This window comes from Blautia parvula (genome assembly GCF_020215665.1).
Lineage (GTDB): Bacteria > Bacillota > Clostridia > Lachnospirales > Lachnospiraceae > Blautia > Blautia celeris.
On record NZ_CP084061.1, the window covers coordinates 578067 to 602278 of the forward strand.

The 24212-nt window shown below is 49.3% G+C and carries 23 protein-coding genes and 1 riboswitch; of the genes, 21 read left to right on the forward strand and 2 right to left on the reverse strand.

Annotated features, from left to right (window positions below):
* The first annotated feature begins 47 nt into the window (after positions 1–47).
* The 7 genes from LC508_RS02790 (at position 48) to amrS (ending at position 7269) form a co-directional block, all read left to right on the forward strand.
* Complete coding sequence (locus LC508_RS02790; RefSeq protein WP_033141833.1) at positions 48–698, forward strand: DUF3786 domain-containing protein; 651 nt, start codon at positions 48–50, stop codon at positions 696–698.
* 13 nt (positions 699–711) lie between these two features.
* Positions 712–809: riboswitch (THF riboswitch) on the forward strand.
* A 102-nt stretch (positions 810–911) separates the two neighbouring features.
* Complete coding sequence (locus LC508_RS02795; protein WP_033141832.1) at positions 912–1493, forward strand: folate family ECF transporter S component; 582 nt, start codon at positions 912–914, stop codon at positions 1491–1493.
* A gap of 67 nt (positions 1494–1560) precedes the next feature.
* Complete coding sequence (locus LC508_RS02800; protein ID WP_033141831.1) at positions 1561–2190, forward strand: cyclodeaminase/cyclohydrolase family protein; 630 nt, start codon at positions 1561–1563, stop codon at positions 2188–2190.
* 268 nt (positions 2191–2458) lie between these two features.
* A complete protein-coding gene (locus LC508_RS02805) occupies positions 2459–3310 on the forward strand; it encodes a bifunctional 5,10-methylenetetrahydrofolate dehydrogenase/5,10-methenyltetrahydrofolate cyclohydrolase (RefSeq protein ID WP_029468715.1) in 852 nt (283 codons plus the stop codon).
* A 152-nt stretch (positions 3311–3462) separates the two neighbouring features.
* The gene (locus tag LC508_RS02810; protein WP_103732803.1) at positions 3463–4899 is read left to right on the forward strand and encodes a phospholipase D family protein; all 1437 of its coding nucleotides are present in this window, start codon (positions 3463–3465) and stop codon (positions 4897–4899) included.
* A 121-nt stretch (positions 4900–5020) separates the two neighbouring features.
* Positions 5021–6409, forward strand: a complete 1389-nt coding sequence (amrA, locus tag LC508_RS02815) for an AmmeMemoRadiSam system protein A (protein ID WP_103732802.1) — start codon at positions 5021–5023, stop codon at positions 6407–6409.
* Positions 6410–6441: 32 nt separating this feature from the next.
* Positions 6442–7269: an AmmeMemoRadiSam system radical SAM enzyme gene (amrS, locus tag LC508_RS02820; protein WP_103732801.1), complete on the forward strand. Its 828-nt coding sequence runs from the start codon at positions 6442–6444 to the stop codon at positions 7267–7269.
* A gap of 27 nt (positions 7270–7296) precedes the next feature.
* Here amrS and LC508_RS02825 read toward each other — a convergent pair whose 3' ends face one another.
* Together LC508_RS02825 and LC508_RS02830 are read right to left on the reverse strand one after the other, a co-directional pair.
* A complete protein-coding gene (locus tag LC508_RS02825; protein ID WP_103732800.1) occupies positions 7297–8052 on the reverse strand; it encodes a TIGR03915 family putative DNA repair protein in 756 nt (251 codons plus the stop codon).
* 170 nt (positions 8053–8222) lie between these two features.
* Positions 8223–9794: a putative DNA modification/repair radical SAM protein gene (locus tag LC508_RS02830; RefSeq protein ID WP_118593995.1), complete on the reverse strand. Its 1572-nt coding sequence runs from the start codon at positions 9792–9794 to the stop codon at positions 8223–8225.
* 161 nt (positions 9795–9955) lie between these two features.
* Here LC508_RS02830 and spoIVA point away from each other — a divergent pair, with 161 nt between their 5' ends.
* The 14 genes from spoIVA to cbiB all read left to right on the forward strand — a co-directional run bounded on the left by spoIVA (position 9956) and on the right by cbiB (position 24209).
* Positions 9956–11425 (forward strand): stage IV sporulation protein A, encoded by a 1470-nt coding sequence (gene spoIVA / locus LC508_RS02835; RefSeq protein ID WP_033141826.1) that lies wholly within the window; start codon positions 9956–9958, stop codon positions 11423–11425.
* A 349-nt stretch (positions 11426–11774) separates the two neighbouring features.
* Positions 11775–12932: a cobalt-precorrin-5B (C(1))-methyltransferase CbiD gene (cbiD, locus tag LC508_RS02840; protein ID WP_033141825.1), complete on the forward strand. Its 1158-nt coding sequence runs from the start codon at positions 11775–11777 to the stop codon at positions 12930–12932.
* Between the two features lie 63 nt (positions 12933–12995).
* Complete coding sequence (cobI, locus tag LC508_RS02845) at positions 12996–13697, forward strand: precorrin-2 C(20)-methyltransferase (protein WP_033141824.1); 702 nt, start codon at positions 12996–12998, stop codon at positions 13695–13697.
* Positions 13694–14458, forward strand: coding sequence for a precorrin-4 C(11)-methyltransferase (gene cobM, locus LC508_RS02850; RefSeq protein ID WP_054351241.1), 765 nt, complete (start codon positions 13694–13696; stop codon positions 14456–14458). The genes cobI and cobM overlap by 4 nt, the downstream gene beginning before the upstream one ends.
* Complete coding sequence (locus LC508_RS02855; RefSeq protein WP_054351242.1) at positions 14455–15573, forward strand: cobalt-precorrin 5A hydrolase; 1119 nt, start codon at positions 14455–14457, stop codon at positions 15571–15573. The genes cobM and LC508_RS02855 overlap by 4 nt, the downstream gene beginning before the upstream one ends.
* Positions 15566–16297, forward strand: a complete 732-nt coding sequence (cobJ, locus tag LC508_RS02860; protein ID WP_033141821.1) for a precorrin-3B C(17)-methyltransferase — start codon at positions 15566–15568, stop codon at positions 16295–16297. The genes LC508_RS02855 and cobJ overlap by 8 nt, the downstream gene beginning before the upstream one ends.
* Entirely contained in the window at positions 16290–18269 is a 1980-nt protein-coding gene (cobK, locus tag LC508_RS02865) for a precorrin-6A reductase (protein ID WP_118593994.1), read from the forward strand. Before cobJ ends, cobK begins: the two co-directional genes overlap by 8 nt.
* A 12-nt stretch (positions 18270–18281) precedes the next feature.
* Positions 18282–19658, forward strand: a complete 1377-nt coding sequence (locus LC508_RS02870; RefSeq protein WP_103733223.1) for a cobyrinate a,c-diamide synthase — start codon at positions 18282–18284, stop codon at positions 19656–19658.
* An 89-nt stretch (positions 19659–19747) separates the two neighbouring features.
* Positions 19748–20797: a nicotinate-nucleotide--dimethylbenzimidazole phosphoribosyltransferase gene (gene cobT / locus LC508_RS02875; RefSeq protein WP_033141818.1), complete on the forward strand. Its 1050-nt coding sequence runs from the start codon at positions 19748–19750 to the stop codon at positions 20795–20797.
* A gap of 18 nt (positions 20798–20815) precedes the next feature.
* A complete protein-coding gene (locus LC508_RS02880; protein WP_103732491.1) occupies positions 20816–21379 on the forward strand; it encodes a bifunctional adenosylcobinamide kinase/adenosylcobinamide-phosphate guanylyltransferase in 564 nt (187 codons plus the stop codon).
* Positions 21366–22154: an adenosylcobinamide-GDP ribazoletransferase gene (cobS, locus tag LC508_RS02885; protein WP_033141816.1), complete on the forward strand. Its 789-nt coding sequence runs from the start codon at positions 21366–21368 to the stop codon at positions 22152–22154. Before LC508_RS02880 ends, cobS begins: the two co-directional genes overlap by 14 nt.
* Positions 22155–22247: 93 nt before the next feature.
* Positions 22248–22634 (forward strand): bifunctional adenosylcobinamide kinase/adenosylcobinamide-phosphate guanylyltransferase, encoded by a 387-nt coding sequence (locus LC508_RS02890; protein ID WP_054351243.1) that lies wholly within the window; start codon positions 22248–22250, stop codon positions 22632–22634.
* Complete coding sequence (locus LC508_RS02895; RefSeq protein ID WP_103732490.1) at positions 22627–23244, forward strand: histidine phosphatase family protein; 618 nt, start codon at positions 22627–22629, stop codon at positions 23242–23244. Before LC508_RS02890 ends, LC508_RS02895 begins: the two co-directional genes overlap by 8 nt.
* Complete coding sequence (cbiB, locus tag LC508_RS02900; RefSeq protein ID WP_103732489.1) at positions 23238–24209, forward strand: adenosylcobinamide-phosphate synthase CbiB; 972 nt, start codon at positions 23238–23240, stop codon at positions 24207–24209. Before LC508_RS02895 ends, cbiB begins: the two co-directional genes overlap by 7 nt.
* Positions 24210–24212: the final 3 nt, after the last annotated feature.

A 24212-nucleotide genomic window follows, 5' to 3' on the forward strand; every position in this document is an offset into this window, starting at 1 on the left:
GCGGATCCGTTATTGCAGCGAATAAATAGACTGACTGAGGTGAAGAGATGAATTTTGAATACGCAAAGGACAGTAAAGAGCAGCGTCCTTATGAACATTATCTGAACGCATACAGAGAGATGGACCCGAAAGAAATCAGCGGGCGAACCGGTATTCCTTACGATGAGGAAAAAGGGCTTTTTACCGTGAAACTGATGGGAAGTACCTACCAGGTGTCTTTTCCGGATTATGAAATTCATCACGTGGAGGATTCCATTGGGGTATATCCGCTGGAGGACGCCATGAATGCCAAGATTCTCATTGTCCGCTTTTTGACAGAGAGAAGCGCAGCACCTGCATCAGGGAAATTTCTTACCTATCATGATGTTCCCTGGGGTGAGGTTTACTTCAGACAGTTCCAGGGCAGATGTCTGTTTCGGCTGGCATTTGGCTATGGAAATAAGCTTTCTGTGTTCCGTAAGATTATGGAACATTTGGGAGCAGAAAAATGTGCAGAGGGAGACTGTTCCTATAAACTGGAATTTATGGACAATCTGCATGTAAAGTTTATCTTGTGGGAAGGGGATGACGAATTTCAGCCTTCCGCACAGATATTGTTTTCTGATAATTTTGCTGTCACATTTGCCGCGGAGGATTTGGCGGTTGTGGGCGATATCAGTATCAACATGATGAAAGCATTAGAAAAAAAGTTGTCTTAAAAAAGATTGTTATAGTAGAGTAGGTATTACGCGTTAAGTGTCATGGGATGGGAAGTTGTCCATGAACGAAGGCAGCCAAAGGCTCCACGATGTAATATTGCGTCCGCTACTACATTAAAGGCAGATATGAATTCTTCTCTTTGGTGTAGTAAACTACTATGCCATAAGTACATAACGAGAAGGGACAGTTATGCTGTCCCCGGGAGACAACAGATGAAGGAGGATTTATATCTGATGAAAAAAGTGAATAATGTAAAAGTTTTGGCATTTACGGGTGTTCTGGTAGCAATGAGTATCATTCTGACCAGGCTGGTCGCAATCCCTATCGGTACCAGTATTCGGCTCACCGTAGGTCAGACGCCTGTATATCTCTGCGGCTTTTGGTTTGGCCCTTTGGTAGGGGGAATCTGCGGCTTTTTATCTGATTTCCTTGGGGCGATCCTACAGGGGTATGCACCGAATCCCATGATTTCTGTCACTGCTATTCTGGCTGGTGTGCTGCCGGGTCTGTTTCGTCATTTTTATACAAAGAAACTGGAAATCTGGCATGTGCTTGCAGTGATTGTTGTTCATGGAATCGTTGGTTCTCTTGGATTTACATGTCTGGGACTTCATATGTACTACGGAACGCCGTGGGTAGTTTTGTATGCCCAGAGACTGGTTCAGACACCGCTTCTGGTCGCACTGAATACGCTGCTGGTGTTCTTCCTCTATAAGAGTCCTCTGACAGCTATGGTAAATAAGAGCACCATGGTGAAAAATGGGCCTGTAAATGTGACTGACCATGCAAAATGATCCCCTAAAGGGATTTTATATAAAGCCGGAGAAATTCGGCAATGAAAGAAAGAGAGGTATGTGAGAGATGGGATTTTCAACTGTACCATGTAATGAATTTGTAGAAGTACTGGCATCAAAAGCACCGGTTCCGGGCGGCGGCGGAGCATCTGCTCTGGTTGGCGCTGTGGGAACAGCCCTTGGCAATATGGTGGGCAGCTTGACTGTGGGCAAGAAAAAGTATGCAGAAGTGGAAGACGAGATGTGGGAGCTGAAAAAGAAATGTGACGCCCTGCAGAAGGATTTCTTACGTCTGATTGAGAGAGATGCAGAGGTGTTTGAGCCCCTGTCAAAAGCATATGGTATGCCTCGTGCAACAGAGGAAGAGAAGGCTGAGAAAGCAAGAGTTATGGAAATCGTTTTAAAGGATGCCTGCTCTGTACCGATGGAAATTATGGAGAAGTGCTGTGAAGCGATTGAAGTGATCGTGGAATTTGCGGCAAAAGGTTCCACACTGGCAATCAGTGATGCGGGCGTTGGTGCAGCTTTCTGTAAAGCAGCTTTAAAGGGTGCCAGCCTGAATGTATATATTAACACAAAATCCATGGCTGACAGAGCTTATGCAGAAGAGCTGAATAAAAAAGCAGATGCAATGCTGGAGAAATATACGAAGATCGCTGACGAAACCTTTGACAGCGTGCTTTCCAGACTGAAATAATTGTTTGATACCTTATGTGACAGAAGCTGTGGCATAAGTTGCTGAGAGGTTACTATTCACGGCCAATGTCCCGCGAGGTGTTTTGCGAAGCAAAATCCCGAGTTAGCCAGCGCCAAAATGCAATTTATTGCATTTTGTACCCTAAAGGGCAGAACTGTGCATGGCGAAGCGTGCTACTGTTCATAGAACTGCGCTTTTTGCAGGGCTGTGAATAGTAACCTGAGTGCCCAAAGGGCAGGATAAAAAGATGCAGGAGGATTCATAGAGAATGGCAAAAAGATTACTGGGTAAAGAAGTAACAGCAGCATTAAACGAGAGAATTAAAGCAGACGTGGCAGCACTGGAGGAAAAAGGTGTAAAACCAACTCTGTGCATAATCCGTGTAGGTGAAAATGAAAGTGATATTTCCTACGAGAGAGGTGCAACAAAACGCTGTGAAACACTTGGTGTTGCATGCGAGAAAATTCTGCTTCCGGCAGATGTAAGCCAGGAAGAACTTCTGGCAACGATTGACAAGGTGAATAAAGATGACAAGATCCATGGTGTACTTTTATTCCGTCCGCTGCCGAAACACCTGAACCAGTCCGTTATTGAAAATGCACTGGACCCGGCAAAAGATGTGGACTGCATGACCGATGGTTCCATGTCAGGTGTATTTACAGGTAAGAACGTAGGTTTCCCGCCCTGTACCCCTCAGGCTTGTATGGAAATCCTTGACTTTTACGGAATTGACTGCACAGGTAAAAAGGCAGTTGTTGTAGGCCGAAGCCTGGTAGTAGGAAAACCGGCAGCCATGATGCTGATCAAGAAAAACGCAACGGTTACTATCTGCCATACCAGAACTGTGGATATGCCTTCTGTAGTGAGAGAGGCAGATATCGTTATCGTTGCTGCAGGACGCGCAGGTGTTATTGACGATACCTATTTAAGTGCAGGACAGACAGTGATCGATGTTGGAATCAATGTGAACGCGGAAGGAAAACTCTGCGGAGATGTTGACTTTGAGAAAGCAGAGCCTGTTGTGGATGCTATTACTCCGGTTCCGGGCGGTGTTGGAAGTGTAACTACTTCTGTACTGGTTGGACATGTAGTGGAAGCTGCAAAACGTAAATTTGCTTAATACATAAATAAATAGTTAGTATACATGCCCCTGGAAATCCATATCTGTGGATTTCCGGGGGCTTTGTTCTTGACTTTTCAGGCAGAAAGCAGTATGGTGCCCTATGATAACCTATGTGGTTATCTTTACAAAAACAGTAAAGGGTGATAGAAATGAGAAAGTTTAAAATTCGATGGCTGTTATTTATAGTTCTATTTTTCCTGGTCTATCTCGTAGCAGGAGCGGTGGGTCCGTTTGTCCATTATAAAAAGGTGTCAGAGGAGACAAAGAAGAACTTTTCCGTGTCAGAGTGCTACAGAGACCGCACAGGCGTGGACAGAGCGATGCTGCTGGAGACAAATAAGAGCGCATGGGATGAGAGAATCCGGCTGTTTCATCAGGCAAAGGAGCGAATTGTACTTTCCACATTTGACATGAGAGATGGAAAGAGCACAAGGGACTTGCTGGCTGTTCTGTATCACAGGGCAGAGGAGGGAATCAGAATACAAATTCTGGTAGACGGGGTGAGCGGTACCATCCGTCTGGAGGGGAATGAGCTTTTTTATGCTCTTTCTTCCCATCCGAATGTGGAGATAAAAATATATAATAAACTGAATCTGGCAATGCCCTGGAAAACCCAGGGAAGAATGCATGATAAATACGTCATTGTGGATGAAATGGCCTATATTCTGGGCGGCAGGAATACCTTTGACTACTTTATCGGCGATTATCCAAATAAAAATATGAGTTATGACAGGGAGGTACTGATATATAACACGAATCCAAAGCAGCGGGGAGAGGATGAAAGTTCCCTGTATCAGGTGGAGGCGTATTTCAGCCGCATGTGGGATAAAAAAGAGTGCAGGCTGTTTCATGATCAGGAAAACCTGAGGGAGGACCATAAGGTTAAGAGCATGATTGACATGCTGACCAAAAGATATGAAAAACTGAAAAAGGAAAATCCGGGTTTGTTCCGGGATTGTGATTACGGTGAGATGACCTGCGAAACAAACAAGGTGACTCTTCTTTCAAATCCAACGGGAATCTATGGGAAGAAGCCGGTATTGTTTTATGAACTTTCCGAACTTATGAAGCAGGCAAAAGAAAGAGTGATCATCCATACTCCGTATGTGGTTCTGAACGGTTACATGAAGAGAGAACTGACAGAGATCGCGGGGCAGGTACCGGACAGCAGAATGGTCATCAATTCTGTAGAAAACGGTGACAATTTTATGGCATCCAGCGATTATCTGTACAGGAAAAACGAGGTATTTAATACCGGTGTGCAGATTCTGGAATATGACGGCGGCGTATCTTATCACGGGAAATCTGTGGTGATTGATGAGGATATGTCTATTATCGGCTCCTATAATATGGACCTGCGCAGCACATATGTGGATACTGAGCTGATGCTGGCAGTACAGAGCAGGGAACTGACAGAGGAGTTGACCGGATATATGGAGGAGATGGAGAAGGACTGCAGGACCGTGACCGGACCTGATACCTATGAAGTACCTGAGCATATACAGGTGGAGGAGATCCCTTTCTGGAAAAAGGCTGCTATGCGTGTGGTCGGACTGATCATGCAGCCATTTCGCAGTATGGTGTAGAGAATATCCGGGAAAAGTCAGGGGAGATTCCAATCTATGGTTTTCATGGAATCATCCCGGATGTATAATAGAACTATGAGAAGTGAATCGTGTGATGAATGCAGGGAGAGGAGTTGATATCATGTCAATACGTGGTGCTGTTATGGTTCCCCATCCGCCGCTTATCATTCCGGAGGTGGGAAGGGGACAGGAGAAAGGGATTTCAGCTACAACAGCGGCATATGAGAAGGCCGCGCAGCATGTGGCGAAGCTCTGTCCGGATACGGTTGTGGTGACGACACCGCACACTGTCATGTATGCGGATTATTTCCATATCTCACCGGGAAGAGGAGCATCCGGGGATTTCGGACAGTTCAGAGCAAAAGAGATCCGGATGGATGCAGAGTATGATTCAGAATTGCGCAGCTATCTGTGCAGACTTCTGGACAGGGATGGGTTTATGGCCGGAACCAGGGGGGAGCGCGACAGCAGGCTGGACCATGGGGCTATGATTCCCCTGTATTTTCTGAAGAAACAGAACGTCAGATGTAAGGTCCTTCGTATTGGACTGTCAGGACAGTCACTGGAAGCACATTATCGGCTGGGACAGTATATCAGCCGGGCCGCTGATGCGCTTCACAGAAATGTTGTCATGATCGCCAGCGGAGATTTATCCCATAAGCTTTTGGAGAGTGGTCCTTATGGGTACCAAAAGGAGGGGCCGGAGTATGATGAAAGAATCATGCAGGTAATGGGAACCGGAAATTTCGGGGATCTCTTGGAATTCGGGGAGGAGTTCTGTGAGAAAGCAGCAGAGTGTGGGCACCGGTCTTTTGTCATCATGGCCGGGGCTTTGGATGGAAAAGCTGTAAACGTAAGGCGTTTGTCTTATGAAGGTCCGTTTGGCGTAGGATATGGAATCTGTACATATGAGGTTTCAGGTACGGATGAGAAAAGGCATTTTCTCAGTCAGTATGAAGAGATACAGAGACGAAAGCTGGAGAGTATGAGAGCATCCGAGGATGCCTATGTGAAGTTGGCAAGAAAATCCTTGGAGACTTATGTGAAAACAGGGAGAAAGACGGCGGTTTTGGAGAATCTTCCGGAAGAATTACGTTCCGGGCGTGCAGGTGTATTTGTCTCTCTGAAACTGCACGGAAGGCTGCGCGGATGCATTGGAACAATTTCACCTGTGACAGATTCCATAGCGGAGGAGATTGTGGAGAATGCCGTAAGCGCCGGCTGCCGTGATCCCAGATTTTCACCTGTCAGGGAGGAGGAGCTTGACAGACTCGTCTACAGTGTGGATGTTCTGGGGGAAACAGAAGAAATTGCATCACCGGAGGAGCTGGATGTAAAGGAGTACGGCGTGATTGTGTCTAAGGGGAGAAAGAGAGGTCTCCTTCTTCCGAATCTGGAGGGCGTGGATACCGTGGAAGAACAGATATCCATTGCCATGCAGAAAGCCGGTATCGATCATATGGAAGAGGGAATCAAGCTGGAAAGATTTCGGGTGACCAGACACAAGTGATAACAGGATGCGCATGAGTGCGGAGGAATCTTATGGGAAACGTATGTGGAGTTTGTATGCATCACTGCCGGCTGGAAGAGGGACAGACAGGACGCTGCAGGGCAAGGCGGAATGTGAAGGGCAGAATAGAATCTGTCAATTATGGAAGATGTACTGCGCTGGCGCTGGACCCTGTGGAGAAGAAACCGCTGCAGAGATTCTATCCCGGAAAAAAGGTCCTTTCTGTGGGCAGTTTCGGCTGTAACATGTCCTGTCCGTTTTGTCAGAATTTTGAGATTTCCATGGCCGGTGAACAGGAACTGGAATCTGTGCCCTTCAGCCCCAAGGAGCTGGCCAAGCAGGCAGAGGCGTTGAGAACGCGTGGAAATATAGGCATCGCTTTTACATATAATGAGCCTCTTGTGGGGTATGAATATGTGCGGGATACTGCCAGAGAAGTAAGAAAAAGAGGAATGAAGAATATCCTTGTCACCAACGGAGCATTTACAGAGGAGACAGAGGATGCTGTGCTGTCGTATATTGATGCCATGAATATAGATCTGAAGGGATTTACAGAATCGTATTACAAAAAATTGGGAGGGGACCTGGAAACCGTAAAAGCATTTATAGAAAAAGCCGTCAAAGTGTGTCATGTGGAACTTACCACACTGGTGGTGCCCGGAGAAAATGATTCTGTTTCTGAGATGCAGAATCTGGCCAAATGGACGGCATCCTTGAGCTGTGAGATTCCGCTGCATGTGACCAGGTTCTTTCCACGATGGAAGATGCAGGACCGGGAGGCAGCCGATGTTAGGAAGGTATATCGGCTGGCAGAAGAGGCAGGAAAGTATCTGAAGTATGTGTATACAGGAAACTGCTGATTGGGTGTCTTGGCGTGCGCAGGTTCATCACTGGAATTCAGGCATGTGTTTACGGTACCATATGGGCAGCATATTGCGTTGGCAGCGAGGGTTTTTGCGCTGTTCAATGCCGATAGTCTGAAAGAAGGATTTCCAGAGGCCCACATAGGGGTCAAAGCGGTCTTTGGAAGCTTCCATGTAGGAGAGCTCTTCATGTGTCACGGGAGTCAAAAAGTAGTCGCTGTCAGCAGGATGTACGACGGAAAGCATCCGTGTCTTGTCTACGATCATCCAGTGTTCTGAAGGCATACGGTCCTCAAAGTTGGGGGCAAGGAGTGTGAGGACATTACATTTGGGTTCAATGATGGAGAGCAGTACCTGGTTTTTCAGCCGGGAAAAGCGGACAAATTCCCGAAAGAGATGTGCTTCATTGGCTACCTTCCGGTCCAGCTCAAAGAGAGCGGATACGGCAGGATTACCGAACATCCGGGGGGTTTTTTCTCCGCAGACAAAACCAAGGATCATGTAGCGGTAGATAATATCCAGTTTGTCAGGATGGTCGGACATGGCAGCCCGGTAGATGTCATGATATGAATTTTCGGAAATTTTTTGCCTGACGGAGCGGATCACTTTTTGTACTTTCTCTTCGTCGGGGTCTACGTGGCGGTAGTCGCAGAAAAGTTCCGGGGACCAGATGGGTTCAATCTGGAGTTTTATGTTGTTGTGGCCCAGACGGGCGGACCAGGCGTCGTAAATGCAGGTCATCATGGATTCAAAGGTGTCTTGGCAGGTGAATATTACCATGTGGGGGGCTCCTTTCAAATGATATTGGGACGGGAAACTCGCAGGGAAGAGGCCGGGCCGCTCCACTATACATCGCTCACCGCAGACACGGTGCCCCGGCCTCTTCCCTGCGAGTTTCCCTGGGTATTGGCGGTTGAACGGTGTGAAAAGAAAAAACAAAAAAGACTATACTATAGCTGGCCGCTGAGGGTTTTTAGGGAATCCTCGGGGGCGGGGGTGGACAGGTGCAGGTCGTCGAAGAGGGAGAGCTGGCGGTAGGTTTGGGGATGATCCAGGGACCAGGTGGTTTTTTGGTCGGTGGAGGTGAGCTGGCGGGTGATGAAATCCTCTTCAATGGGGGTGCGGTACAGCATTTTGCCGCTGCAGGTGATAAAGTATTGGGCGCGTTTCAGGACGACGCCCAGTTTTTTTAGGGCCGGGAAATCCAGGCGGGTGGTCCGGCGGGCCTGGACGATCCGATAGGCGGATTTGTTGCCCAGGCCGGGGACTTTCAGCAGATCCTCGTAGGATGCGGTCTGAATCTCTATGGGGAACAGCCCCAGGTGGCGCAGAGCCCAGTCGCACTTGGGATCCAAAAGGATGTTGAAGTTCGGACGGCTGGGGTCCAGAAGGTCCTCTGCGTGGAAGCCGTAAAAGCGCAGAAGCCAGTCCGCCTGGTACAGACGATGCTCTCTTAAAAGGGGAGGGGCCGTGTCCAGGGAGGGAAGGGCGGAGTCCTCGTTCAGAGGGACATAGGCGGAGAAAAAGACGCGCTTTAAGTCAAACTGCTGGTACAGGGACTGTGTTACCTGTAAAAGCTGGTAGTCGTTTTCCGGGGTGGCACCGATGATCATCTGTGTGCTCTGGCCTGCGGGGACAAAAGAACGGTTTTGGGCAGCAGGCAGAGAAGGTGTGTTTTGGCGGAAATAAAAGGACGGACTTCCGGCATCCGATGAGGGTGCAGGATGGGCCGGGGAGGCAGAAGGGCCTGTCCCGGCAGGGGTCTGAGGGCCGTTCAGAGCTTTGCTGCCGGAAGAGCCTGTGATGGTGTCCTGTTTTTCTTTTTTGTCTTTGAAGATGGAGTTGGAGAGGTAGCGGTTGGCACTGCTGCGCTCCATCTGGGCAGACTTGCCTATGGAGAGGCGGTAGTCTGTGATGCCGTGCTGTATTTGTTTTATGGGCTTTAAGATATTCTCATGACTTTTGCCGGGTGCCAGGGCATGAAGGGACTCTCTGGTGGGAAGTTCCATATTGACGCTCATGCGGTCAGCCAAATAGCCAATCTGCTCAATGATCTCAGGAGCGGCTCCGGGGACGGCTTTGGCATGAATATAGCCGCGGAAATGGTATTTGGTGCGCAGCAGATAAAGGCTTCGATACATAAGTTCCATGGTATAGGTCGGTGTTTTTACGACGCCGGAGCTTAAAAAGAGACCTTCTATATAGTTTCTTTTATAAAATTCTACGGTAAGGCTGCAGATCTCATCCGGGGTGAAAGTGGTGCGCACTTTGTCGTTGGAACGGCGGTTCAGACAGTATTTGCAGTCATAGATGCACTCATTGGATAATAGAATTTTTAACAGGGAGATACAGCGTCCGTCAGAGGCAAAGCTGTGGCAGATGCCTGCAGCTACGGAATTGCCCAGACTGCCCTTCTCACCGCGGCGGTCAGAGCCGCTGGAGGTACAGGCCACATCGTACTTGGCCGCATCAGATAAAATCTTTAGTTTTTCTTCCAGGGTAAGGGATGATGATAAGTACATATTGCTCAAATCCTTCCGAATGTATGTTCTGCTTACAGAATAGCACAGGGAAGAAAAAGTGTCAAGAACAAATGTTCGGTTCTATGGCATTTTATGAAAGAAAAGGAATATCTGAAGGGCCGGAAGCATATAATTTAGCAGTACGATAAGGGGGTATTTTCATGGATACATATAACATTTATAAAGACATACAAGCCCGCACCAGAGGAGAAATTTACATAGGGGTAGTGGGACCGGTGCGGACGGGAAAATCCACATTTGTCCGCCGTTTTATGGAGCTGGCAGCACTGCCTAACATGGAAGAGACAGCACAGAAAGAGGTGAGAGACCAGCTCCCTTTAAGCGGTTCCGGAAAATTGATCACCACCGTGGAGCCAAAATTTATTCCGAAAGAAGCCGCTAAGATAAAAATCGGTGATGATGTGACCGCGAAGATCCGTCTCATCGACTGTGTAGGGTATATGGTGCCGGATGCAGCGGGCAATATGGAGGACGGCAAGGAGCGTATGGTCAAGACTCCCTGGTTCGGATATGAAATACCTTTCCATCAGGCAGCGGAGACAGGCACAAAGAAAGTGATCGAGGAACATTCCAATATCGGTCTTGTTATCACATGTGACGGTTCTTTTGGAGAGATCCCCAGGAATAATTACATAGAGAGTGAGGAGAAAACCGTTGCGGAGCTGAAAAAAGCGGGAAAACCGTTTTTGATCCTGGTAAATTCCCAGAAGCCCTACAAGGAGGAGACACTTGCTCTGTGTGAGGAGCTGAAACAGAAGTATCAGGCAGGTGTTCTGAGCGTGAACTGTGAGCAGCTCCGCAGGGATGATGTGACCAGGATCATGGAAAAAGTATTGTATGAGTTCCCAATCGTACAGATGGAATTTTTCATACCGAAATGGGTGGAAATCCTTCCTACAGACCATTATCTGAAAGCAGAGCTGCTTAGCTGTATCCGGGAACTCATGGGAAAAATGAAATACGTGAAAGATGCCACCAGGGATAAAATGGTTCTGAAATCTCAGTATGTGCGAAATCTGGTACCGGAGGCCCTGGATCTTTCCACCGGCAGGGTGAGGATACGGGTGGACATGGATGAGAACTGGTACTATGCTGTCTTAAGTGAGATGACAGGGGTATCCATTTCCGACGAGTATGAGCTGATCCATACCATGCAGGAACTGGCTAAAATGAAGGAAGAATACGTGAAGGTGCGGGAAGCCATCTCCTCTGTGAGAGGAAAGGGCTACGGTGTAGTGACACCGGATAAATCGGAAATTAAGCTGGAAGAGCCCATGGTCATTAAACAGGGCAGCAAATACGGCGTGAAAATTAAATCCGTCAGTCCGTCCATCCATATGATACGGGCCAATATTGAGACAGAAATTGCTCCCATCGTGGGAAGCGAGGAACAGGCAAAAGACCTGATCGAATATATCAAGACCAGCGATGAGAGACAGGAGAGTATCTGGCAGACAAATATTTTCGGCAAGTCCATCGGACAGTTAGTTGAGGACGGCATTCACACAAAACTGGTCCAGATCAGCGATGAGAGCCAGGTAAAACTTCAGGATACCATGCAGAAAATTGTCAATGACAGCAAAGGCGGACTTGTCTGCATCATCATCTGACGGAAGTGCGCTTTTACATTGACTTTTCCCGGGGAAAATTATATAATTACAACAGTGATTATATGACCCGGAAACGTTACGGAAGCAGGTGGAATTCCTGTGCAAGTCCGTTACTGTAAAGCCAGATACGTGCGGTGCCGGAGAGGGGGACGTCTGCGGCAACCGGACAGTTCAAAACAACAGGATAAGTGTGTGTTTTTTATTCTGCTGTTACCCATAAGAAAAAGAATCCGTTGTCAGTTTTCTGGCAGCGGTTTTTCATTTATGAAAATAGAAAACCGCAGAGCGGGTTTTCTGAGATTTTAGCAAAAGATGCGGCTGATACCGGCCGATTCGGAGAAATGAACATATGACACATAAGACTGGTCTGGAAGACTATTACATTATCAGGAATAACAGGAAGATGCGTTTCGGTTACACCACCGGAACCTGTGCGGCTGCAGCTTCCGAAGCGGCTGCCCGGATGCTTTTGTCAGGAGAGGAGATCCGGGACATCTCCTTTATGACACCAAAAGGAATACTGCTGAATCTGGAGATTCTGCATATCGAAAAGGGGGAGGATTTTGTGTCCTGCGCTGTGCGCAAGGACGCGGGAGATGACCCGGATATGACAGACGGTCTGGAGATCTTTTCCCGGGTAAAGAAAACCGGTGAATCTAAAATAGTTCTGGACGGCGGCCCCGGCGTGGGACGCGTGACAAAGAAAGGTCTGGAACAGCCGGTGGGCAGTGCGGCAATCAACAAAGTACCCCGCAGTATGATTCTGAAAGCAGCGGAGGACATCTGTTCGGAATATGATCATGAGGGTGGTCTGGAAATCATTATAAGCGTTCCTAACGGGGAGGAGGCGGCGAAGAAGACCTTTAACCCAAGGCTGGGTATTCAGGGAGGTATTTCTATTCTGGGAACCTCCGGAATTGTGGAGCCCATGAGTGAGAGCGCGCTCATAAAAACCATAGAAGTGGAAATGCGGCAGCGTGTGGAAAACGGCAGCCGTTTTCTGCTGGTGACCCCCGGCAATTACGGCTCCGCATATCTGAAGGAGCATATGGACCTTCCCCTTGAGGGGGCCATGAAATGCAGCAACTACGTGGGTGAGACAATCGACATGGCAGTTTCCATGGGTGTGGAAGGCATTCTTTTTGTATCCCATATCGGAAAATTTGTAAAAGTGGCGGCAGGGATCATGAACACCCATTCCCGCTGTGCAGACGCCAGGGCTGAAGTACTGGCTGCCAATGCCATGCGCGCGGGAATATCCGCAGAGACGGCACTGGATATTCTGAACACCGTCACCACAGATGAAGCGCTGGTGCTGATTCAGAGAGAGGGAAAGCTGAAGGAGACCATGAAAGAGGTGACAGACAGGATTTCCTATTATCTGCATCACCGCGCTTATGACAGGATGAAGATGGGTGCCGTTATTTTTTCAAACGAATTCGGCTATCTCGGAGAGACAGAAAAAGCCGGGGAGCTGATGAGGCTGATAAAAGAAGAACAGCGGTAACCGTTCAGCCTTCCGCTGTCACAAAGAAAATACGATATCAAAAGATAAAGGAGAAGGAAACAGATGAAAGGTAAATTGTTTGGATTAGGAGTGGGGCCGGGAGACCCGGAACTGCTTACACTCAAGGCGCTCCGCCTGATCAGGGAAAGCGAGGTCATCGCCGTACCCGGAAATAATGTTAAGGAGAGTGTGGCTTATAAAATTGTAAAAGGTGCCTATGACGGCCTGGATGAAAAAGAACTCATTCCAGTTGCCATGCCCATGACAAAGGACAAAAAGGTATTGGAGGCCAATCACGACAAGGCGGCAGACGATGTGGAAGCCCGGCTGAAAGAGGGGAAAAATGTGGCGTTTCTCACACTGGGGGACCCCACTGTGTACTCCACTTATCTCTATGTACATAAAAGGATCGTGGAGCGCGGATATGAGGCTGAGATCGTAAGCGGCATTACCTCCTTCTGCGCAGTGGCGGCCAGACTGAATATGGGACTTGTGGAGATGGCAGAGCCTCTTCATGTGATTCCGGCTACCTATAATGCGGATACCATGGATGACATTCTGAAGCTTCCGGGCACCAAAGTGCTGATGAAGACAGGTAAAAAACTGAAACAGGTGCGTGAGAGCATACTGGAAAGCGGACAGGCAGCAGTTATGATCGAGGACTGCGGTATGCCCACAGAAAAAATATATGAGTGCGCAGAGGACATACCGGAACAGTCCGGATATTATTCCCTGATTATTGCAAAAGAGAAGGAGACATTATGATACATTTTGTAGGAGCGGGGAGCGGTGCCCCTGATTTGATCACCCTGAGAGGAAAGAAATTTCTGGAGGAAGCAGATATCATCATTTATGCAGGTTCCCTGGTGAATCCGCAGCTTCTGGAGTACGCAAAGGAAGGCTGTGAGATTTTCAACAGTGCCAGGATGACACTGGAGGAGGTTCTGGATGTTATGCGCAGGGCCGAGGAGGAGAATAAAGTGACGGTGCGCCTTCATACAGGTGACCCCTGTCTGTACGGTGCCATCCGGGAGCAGATGGATGTGCTGGATAAGGAGAACATTGCCTATGATTACTGTCCGGGCGTAAGTTCCTTCTGCGGAGCAGCTGCAGCTCTGGATCTGGAATATACGCTGCCAAATGTGTCCCAGAGTGTGATCATCACAAGAATGGCAGGCAGAACGCCGGTGCCGGAAAAGGAGAGTATTGAGTCTTTTGCGGCGCACCATGCCACCATGGTGGTGTTTTTGAGCACAGGCCTTCTGGAAGAGCTTTCCAGGCGGCTGATCGAGGGCGGTTATACCGCGGATACACCGGCAGCAATCGTGTACAAGGCCACCTGGGAGGATGAGAAATCCTTTGTCTGCACAGTGGGAACTCTGGCGGAGACAGCCAGGGAGAACCAGATCACCAAGACAGCACTTATGATCATCGGCGATGTGGTGGCGCATAACGGATATGACCGTTCAAAATTATATGATCCCGGTTTTACAACAGAATTCAGAAAGGGTACGGATTCCATATGAAAGTTTCCATTATCAGCTTCAGCCGTGCGGGATACCGTTTGAGCGAGATGCTCTACTGGGTGATGAAAGAGCGCGGATATGAGGTAGAGTCCTATACAAAAAGTAAATATACAAAAAAAGTCATGGATGAGTCACAGCTTGAGGTGGACGACAGGTCCTTCCGCAATGTAAAGCAGTTTGCAAAGCCTGTTGACGCCTCCATAAAAGAATGGGCGGGCATGCGCTTCCGGGATTCAGATGCCATTGTGTTTGTGGGAGCCTGCGGAATCGCTGTGCGCAGCATTGCCCCCTTTGTGACCAGTAAGAAAATAGATCCGGCTGTCATTGTGGTAGATGAGCAGGGCGGTTTTGCCATTTCCCTGCTGTCAGGACATATCGGCGGTGCCAATGAACTCACGGAGGAGATCGCGGACATCATTCACGCCACACCGGTCATCACCACAGCGACGGATATCAATAAGAAATTTGCGGTGGATGTGTTTGCCAGGAAAAACGGATGCTATATTTCCGATATGGATCTGGCGAAGGAGATTTCCGCAGCGCTTGTGGATGGAAAGGAAGTGGGATTTGCCAGTGATTTTCCATGGATCGGGGATATCCCCTCAGAGCTTGTGCTGCTGGATGAGGAAAAAGAAAAACCGGAGATCGGTATCTATGTGACGGATAATTACCAGAAGCATCCTTTTGTCCATACCCTGTACCTGGTGCCAAGAGTGGTGACAGTAGGTGTGGGCTGCAGAAAGGATACCGAAAAAGAGACTGTGGAGCGTGTCATCCGCAGAGCCTGCGATGAGCTGCTGCTTCCCTCTGTATCTATGGAGCGGGTGGCAAGCATTGACCTGAAAAAGGATGAGGCGGGAATTATAGGGTACTGTCAGGACAGAAACCTGCCTTTTGTCACTTATACAAAGGAGGAGCTGGCACAGGTGGAAGGCACCTTTGCGGAGTCAAAATTTGTGGAAGAGGTGACAGGCGTGGACAATGTCTGTGAACGAAGCGCAGTACTGGGCAGCAGCCAGGACGGCGTGAAGAGTATGTTGATCTTAAGAAAATATGCGGAGGACGGAGTGACCGTTGCTCTGGCCAGAAGGAAATGGAGTGTGCATTTTGAATAAATTATACGTGGTGGGTATCGGTCCCGGTGCCTATGAAAAGATGACAATTGAGGCTGCGGAAGCCCTGAAGAACAGTGATGTGATCATTGGATATACGGTATATGTGGATCTGGTAAAGGACCATTTTCCGGGAAAAGAGTTTCTCACAACGCCTATGAAAAAGGAAGTGGAGCGCTGTGTCATGGCTTTTGAGGAAGCCGTGAAGGGAAAGACCGTATCCATGATCTGCAGCGGTGATGCAGGTGTGTACGGTATGGCCGGCCTGATGTATGAGGTAGGCGTGGGATATCCCAGCGTGGAACTCACTATCATTCCGGGGGTTACGGCAGCCACCGGCGGGGCAGCAGTTCTCGGAGCGCCTCTGATCCATGATTTCTGTCTGATAAGCCTCAGCGACCTGCTGACTCCATGGGAGAAGATTGAGACCAGGCTGTTAGATGCGGCTCACGGGGATTTTGTAGTCTGCTTGTACAATCCGTCCAGTAAAAAGCGCCATGATTACCTGATGAAAGCCTGTGACCTGATGATGAAATACAAGTCAGAGGACACTGTCTGCGGAATTGTGGGCAATATCGGAAGAGATGGGGAAGAGATGAAAGTCATGACTCTGAAAGAGTTGAGGGAGACAAAAGTGGATATGTTTACCACAGTCTTCATCGGCAATTCCCAGACAAAGGAAATCGGCGGCAGGATGGTGACGCCGAGAGGCTATAAAAATGTGTAAGGTCCTTGTGTTTGCAGGCACCACGGAAGGCCGTAAGACTGCGGAATTTCTGGACAGCCAGTCCATACCCTCCCATATCTGTGTGGCTACGGAGTACGGGGAGGAGCTGCTGCCTAAAAGCGGGAATATGACGGTTTCCCATACGCGCCTTACAGAGGAGGATATGGAAAATCTTATGCGCAGCATACAGGCAGACCCGGTCATTGATGCCACCCATCCCTATGCGGCTGAGGTGACAAAGAACATCCGCACAGCCTGCGAGAAGACAGGATGCAGATATGTAAGGCTTCTCCGCAGCAGCAGGGAGAGTGATCAAAAAAATGACAGAGCCGTTTACGTCTCCAGTGTGGACGAGGCTGCCGAGTATCTGAAGGGCACCAAGGGAAACATTCTGGTGACAACCGGAAGCAAGGAAATCGCCAAATATACAGTTATTCCCGATTACAGAGAGCGGGTGTTTGCCCGGGTACTCTCCCTGGCAAATGTGGCGGCACAGTGCGCGGAACATGGATTTGAAGGGAAAAATCTAATCTGCATGCAGGGGCCGTTCTCGAAAGAGATGAACAGGGCTATGATAGAGCAGCTTAACTGTAAATACCTGGTCACAAAAATGTCAGGCGCCACCGGAGGGTATCAGGAAAAACTGGATGCAGCCCTGGAGACAGGCTGTACCCCTATCGTGGTGGGAAGACCTCTTGTGGAGGAAGGAATTTCCCTTGCTGCGTGCAGGAGGATGCTCTGCAAAAAGTTTTCCCTGCATCCGTCCCGGGAAATTTCTCTTGTGGGAATAGGTGTAGGCAGCGAAAAACTCATGACACTGGAGGCACAGCAGGTGCTGAAGGAGGCGGAACTCATCATCGGCGCCAGACGTATGGTGGAGGCAGCCGCTTATGAGGGGCAGGATACCTGCATGGAGTATGACAGTGATAAAATCTGCAGCTATATAGAGGAACATCCGGAATATGAGAAGACAGCCGTTGTATTGTCCGGGGACGTGGGCTTTTACAGCGGAGCAAGAAAACTTCTGGAAAAGCTTTCGGGACATCACGTGCGGGTGGTATGCGGAATCTCCTCCCTGGTGTATTTCATGGGAAAAATCGGCAGATCCTGGGATGACGCATTTATCACAAGCGCCCACGGAAGAAATGCAAATCTGGCAGCAGCAGTCCGCACCCATGAGAAGGTTTTCGCAATTCTTGGCAGCAGGGACGGCGTGTCTGTGCTGGCAGGGAAACTGATGGATTACGGAATGGAGCATGTACGTCTGTTTGTGGGAGAGCAGCTTTCCTATGAACAGGAGAAGATCATTTCCGGTTATCCAAAAGATTTTATCTCTTATACAGGAGATGCTTTAAGCGTGGTATATGCGGAGAACAAAGCATTCGTGCCATATCCGGCCACCCATGGCATACGGGATGAAGAATTTGTAAGGGATAAAGTGCCCATGACAAAGGAGGAGGTGCGCACAGTATCTCTTGCCAAGCTGGGGCTTCTCAGTGACTCTGTCTGCTGGGATGTGGGAGCAGGAACAGGTTCTGTCTCTGTGGAGATGGCGCTTCGGGCCGCCCGGGGAAGGGTTTACGCCATTGAGAAAAAATCCCTGGCTGCGGAACTGCTTCAGAAAAATAAAATGAAATTTGCAGCGGAGAATCTGATCGTTGTGGAGGGGGAGGCCCCGGAGGTGCTGGAAGATCTGGAAGCGCCTACTCATGCCTTCATCGGCGGCTCATCCGGAAATATGAAAGCCATTATGGAACTGCTGCTGCGAAAAAATCCCAGGGTCAGAATCGTGATAAACTGCATTGCCATGGAGAGTGTGGCGGAGGCGCTGCGCTGCTTAAAGGAGCTGCCGGTCACGGATACGGATGTGGTGCAGCTCAGTGTGGGAAGGGCAAAAAAAGCAGGGCCTTACCATATGATGATGGGCGAGAATCCAATCACCATTATTTCCTGTACAGGAGACATCAGATAGGAGAGATATTATATGAAAATACCGCGCATACTTCTTTGTGCCGGTGCCAGCGGCAGCGGCAAAACTCTGCTCACCTGCGGCATTCTTCAGGTATTGAAAAACCGCGGGCTGAAAGTGGCATCCTTCAAGTGCGGGCCGGATTATATTGATCCCATGTTCCATACAAAAGTCATTGGGACAAAATCCAGAAACCTGGACACCTTTTTCACTGACAGGGATATGGTGCGGTATCTGCTTGCAAAAAACAGCCGCTGCATGGATGTTGCAGTTATGGAAGGCGTCATGGGATATTATGACGGGGTCGGAGGGACCACCAGCAGGGCCAGTGCCTATGAGCTGGCAAATGTGACGGAGACGCCGGCAATTCTCATTGTGAACTGCCGGGGCATGAGTGTGTCTGTGCTCCCCTATATCAAGGGATTTGCGGAGTATAAAAAGGACAGCCGGATCGCCGGCGTGATTCTGAATCAAATGACAGCCATGCTGTATCCGAGAGTCCGGAAAATGATAGAGGAGGAGCTTTCCATCCCCGTTCTGGGATATGTGCCGAAGGTGGAAGACTGTGTGCTGGAGAGCCGCCATCTGGGACTTGTAATGCCTGAAGAGGTGGAGGGATTCCGGGAAAAACTCATGAAACTTGCAGGGATACTGGAGCAGACGCTCTGCGTGGACAAAATCCTGGAGATCGCGGGGAGTGCCCCGGAAATCCCGGAGGAAAAGCCCTGGAAGGAGGATAGCGCGTATGCATTTTCCCTACCCGAAAAAGTCAGAATCGGAGTTGCCAGGGATGAGGCGTTCTGCTTTGTCTATGAGGACAACTTAAAGCTGCTGGAGCAGATGGGGGCAGAGATTGTATATTTTTCACCTGTCCATGACAAAAGGCTTCCGGAAGGGGTCTGCGGCCTGATTTTTTACGGCGGTTATCCGGAGCTTTTGGGGAAAGAGCTGGAGGATAATTACCCGATCCGCCGTGCCATTCTGGCAGAATATCAGAGGGGGATTCCTATTCTGGCAGAGTGCGGCGGTTTTATGTATCTGCATGAATCCATGGAGGATATGGATAAAAATCCGTGCGACGGTGTGGGAATCATACCGGGACATGCCTACAGAACGGAAAAACTGGGACGGTTTGGATATGTGACGCTTACCCAGAGGGAGGGAACCGTATTCGGAAAAAATATTGGGAAAAGTCCTGCCCATGAGTTCCATTATTTCGAGTCCACATCCTGCGGCCATGAATTTTTGGCGGAGAAGCCAATGAGCAGCAGGACATGGAAGTGTCTGCATGCATCGGAGCATCTGCTGGCAGGTTTTCCGCATTTTTATTACTATGGAAATCCCAGGCTTCCCCAGGCATTTCTGGAAAAATGCCTGGAATATAAAAAATGAGATATCTATTCAGACGTTCTGCGCAGGGAATGCACTGATCTGCTGAATCGTTACCACAAAATACAGAAAGAGGAAGAGAGGAAAGAAACATGAAACTGGAAGAGGCTTTGAAAAGAATTGAACCGGTCAATGAGGAAGTGATGGAGGAGAGCAAAAAACGCTGGGACAGTATAGCGCATCCCCTTCACAGCCTGGGCAAGCTGGAGGACCTGCTGGTACAGATCACAGGTATCACAGGCTGTCTGGATATCCATCTGGAAAAGAAAGCACTGGTTCCCATGTGTGCGGACAACGGCGTGGTCGAGGAGGGTGTGACCCAGACCGGGCAGGAGATCACAGCTCTGGTGGCAGAGAATTTCCTGCAGACAAAAGCTGTCTCCAGCATCATGTGTAAAACCGTCGGAGCGGAGATCTTCCCTGTTGACGTGGGCGTGGCAAAAGATGTCAGTATCTTAAACCGCAAGATCGCCTATGGAACAAAGAACATGACAAAAGAACCTGCCATGACAAGAGAGCAGGCGGTAAGAGCCATCGAGACAGGCATTGAGATGGTGGAAATGCTGAAAGAGAAAGGATACGGCATCATTGCCACCGGTGAGATGGGAATCGGAAATACCACAACCAGCAGTGCTGTGGCATCCGTGCTCCTGGATATGCCTGTGGAGAATATGACAGGCCGCGGCGCAGGTCTTTCCAGTGAGGGCTTAAACCGTAAGATCAATGCCATCAAAAAAGCGGTGGAGGTGAACAAACCGGATAAAAACGATGCCATCGATGTGGTTGCCAAGGTGGGAGGATTTGATATCGCTGCTATTGCAGGTCTGTTTTTGGGCGGTGCTGCTCTTAAGATCCCTGTTGTCATTGACGGCGTCATTTCAGCCACCGGAGCCCTGGTTGCAGCCGGTATCTGCCCCACTGCAAAACAGTATATGATCGCCAGCCATGTGTCAAAAGAGCCTGCAGGCCATCTGCTTTTAGAAGCCCTTGGCAAGGAAGCTTGTCTGCACTGTGATATGTGCCTGGGAGAGGGAACAGGAGCCGTGGCTTTCTTCCCGCTCTTAGACATTGCCACAGCAGTATTTTACGGAATGAGCGATTTCGGCGGTATCGGCATGGATGCTTATGTGCCGTTAGATTAAGGAAAGCGGAGCGAAATTATGATAACTTTGGTGACGGGGGGAAGCGGGAGCGGAAAATCCGCCTATGCGGAGGATGTGCTCACTGGCTTTGGCAGTTGTGAAAGGATTTACATTGCCACCATGTACCCCTTTGATGAGGAGAGCAAAAAGCGTGTGGAGCGCCACAGGCGTATGCGCGCCGAGAAGAATTTCACAACAATAGAGTGTTATACAGGATTGAAACATGTGCAGGTGCCAAAAGGCGCCTGTGTGCTTCTGGAGTGTATGTCCAATCTGACCGCCAATGAGATGTTTCAGGAGGACGGCGCAAAGGAGAGGACCGTGGAGGCAGTGCTGGAAGGGATTGAGGCTCTGGATGCGCAGGCAGCGGAGCTGGTGATCGTGACCAACGAAATTTTTTCCGACGGCATAGAGTATGAGGAGGAGACCAGACGGTACCAGAAATACCTGGGTGAGATCAACCGGGAGACAGCACGCCGGGCCTGTCAGGTGACAGAGGTGGTGTATGGCATTCCCCTCACATACAAGAACAGGACAGAGAAAACAGACAGGACGGGGGAAATATCGGATGAGACAGAGTAAAGCGGCACAGTTTTGGAACAGTTTTAAGATCGCATTTTCCATGTATTCCAAGATTCCCATGCCTCAGAGTGAATGGACGAAGGAAAACATGCGGTATGTCATGTGCTTTTTTCCATTGATAGGCGTGGTGATCGGCGGGCTTTCCTGGCTCTGGGGTACATATGCCGGCAGTTTTCTGGACAGCCGTATCTTTATCACCATTGTGCTTCTTCTGATTCCTGTTGCGGTAAGCGGCGGAATCCATCTGGACGGCCTTCTGGACACCTCAGATGCCCTGAATTCCTATCAGCCCAGGGAGAAGAAACTGGAAATTTTAAAGGATTCCAATGCAGGAGCCTTTGCCATTATCGTGGGAATCTGCTATTTCCTTCTGTATTTTGGCGTGTACAGTGAGCTGACCGAAGCGGGGCTTCCTGTTGTGTGTATGGGATTTGTACTCTCCAGAGGGATGGGGGCATTTTCAATCGCGTCCTTTCCCATGGCTAAGAATACCGGACTGGCAGCCACTTTTTCAGACGGTGCGCAGAAAAACGCGGTGAGAGTGGTCTCTGTACTTTTTTCACTGGCAGCGGCTGTGCTGATGGTTTTCTATCAGCCGGTGATCGGTGGGTTTGCCATACTGGGTGCGGCGTTGGAATATCTGTATTATTACCGTATGTCCATGAAACAGTTCGGAGGGATCACAGGTGACCTGGCCGGTTTTCATATGCAGATCTGTGAGCTTGTCATTGCCCTGTTCACAGTGATCGGTGAGGTGGTTGTGCGCTGCCTGTAGAAGAAAAGTGACCAAATGCAGCCGGCAGTCAGGCTGAATTCCGTAGACAAAGGACTGTGAGGGTACAAAGGAAACAGAATGGAGGAAAGGTATATGCAGCTGATTATTGGCGGAGCATTTCAGGGAAAAAAGGAATATGTAAAAACCATGCAGGGATTTGAGGAGAAAGAGATGACAGACGGGGCAGATGCCTCCTATGAAGATATTTTCTCCTGCGGATGCCTGTATCATTTCCATGAGTGGATACGGGCGAGACTTTTGGAGGGCAGGGACCTGGATGATCTGGAAAAGGAATTATCCGTGAGAAATCCGGACATTGTGCTGGTCTCCAATGAACTGGGGTATGGTGTGGTCCCTGTGGATGCCTTTGACCGAAAATACCGGGAGGCTGTGGGCAGGATCTGCACAAGGATGGCAGCCGCGGCGAAACGTGTAGTCCGGGTGACCTGCGGAATCGGGACGGTGATAAAAGATGCTTAAGATTCTATTGATCCGCCATTCCATGACGGCGGGGAACAGACTGGGGCGTTATATTGGCTCCCGCACGGATGAACCTCTCTGCGAGGAGGGAATCCTTCTTCTTGGTAAGTTTTCCTACCCGCCTGTCCAGCGGGTTTTTGTAAGCCCCATGCGCAGGTGTCTGGAGACAGCCGGGATTCTGTTTCCGGGTACGGAGAAAGAAGAGGAAGTGCTTTTAAAAGAATGCGACTTCGGCATTTTTGAAAATAAGAATTACCAAGAGCTGTCAGGAAATCCGGAGTATCAGGCATGGATCGACAGCAGCGGAACCCTGCCTTTTCCTGAGGGGGAAAGCCAGGAAATGTTTCAGAAGCGGTGCGTCCGGGGATTTGCCCGCTGTGTGGAGCAGTGTCTGAAGGATGGCCTGCACACAGCAGCCCTTGTGGTGCACGGGGGAACGATCATGAGTATCCTTGGCGCTTGTGCAGACGCGGACAGGAGCTATTTTGACTGGCAGGTGAAGAATGCCCAGGGATACGAGGTACTGGTGGAAGAAAAGAAGTGGAGAGAGAGCCAGAAGATACAGGTGGCCGGCAAATATACACAGGAAGGATTTGACAAGACATGGTAAAATGGACAGCACTGGCCCTGATACTGGGCTTTTTGATAGATCTGCTTCTGGGGGATCCCAGATGGCTGTACCATCCGGTCCGTATCATCGGAAATGGTATCTCACTGCTGGAAAAAATACTCAGGCGTATGTTTCCAAAAACCCCGGGGGGGGAGAAGACAGCCGGATTTTTTCTTGTTCTGCTTATCTGTATAGGAAGCGGAGGAGTTCCGTTTCTGCTTCTGTATCTGGCTTACCATATCCACACGGTTCTGGGGATCGCCCTGGAAACCTTCATGTGCTATCAGATGCTGGCAGTGAAGTCTCTGAAGGCGGAAAGTATGCGTGTGTATGAGGCGCTGAAAAAGCCGGACCTGCCGGGTGCAAGAACCGCGGTTTCCATGATCGTGGGAAGAGATACCCGGAGCTTATCCGCAGCCGGTGTGACAAAGGCAGCGGTGGAGACCATTGCGGAAAATACATCTGACGGCATCATTGCACCCCTTTTTTATATGGCTATTGGGGGACCTGCCCTCATGTTTTTGTATAAGGGGATCAATACCATGGATTCCATGGTGGGGTATAAAAATGAAAAATACCTGCATTTCGGAAGATATGCAGCAAAGCTTGATGATATTGCCAATTACATACCGGCCAGGATCAGCGCCTGGCTGATGATACTGGCCTCCTTTTTTGCGGGATTTGACTGGAAAAACGCGAAGAAAATCTTTCTGAGGGACCGCTACAATCATGCAAGCCCAAACTCTGCCCAGACAGAGGCTGTCATGGCAGGTGCTCTGGACATCCAGCTTGCGGGAAATGCTTTTTATTTCGGAAAATTATATGAAAAACCCACCATCGGAGACGCGGTAAGAGAGGTGGAAACAGAGGACATTAAAAGGGCAAACCGTCTGCTGTATGCAAGCGCTGCCCTGGGGACTCTTTTCTTTGCCCTGATCCGTATGGGGATTTTCATGTTACTGTAAGGA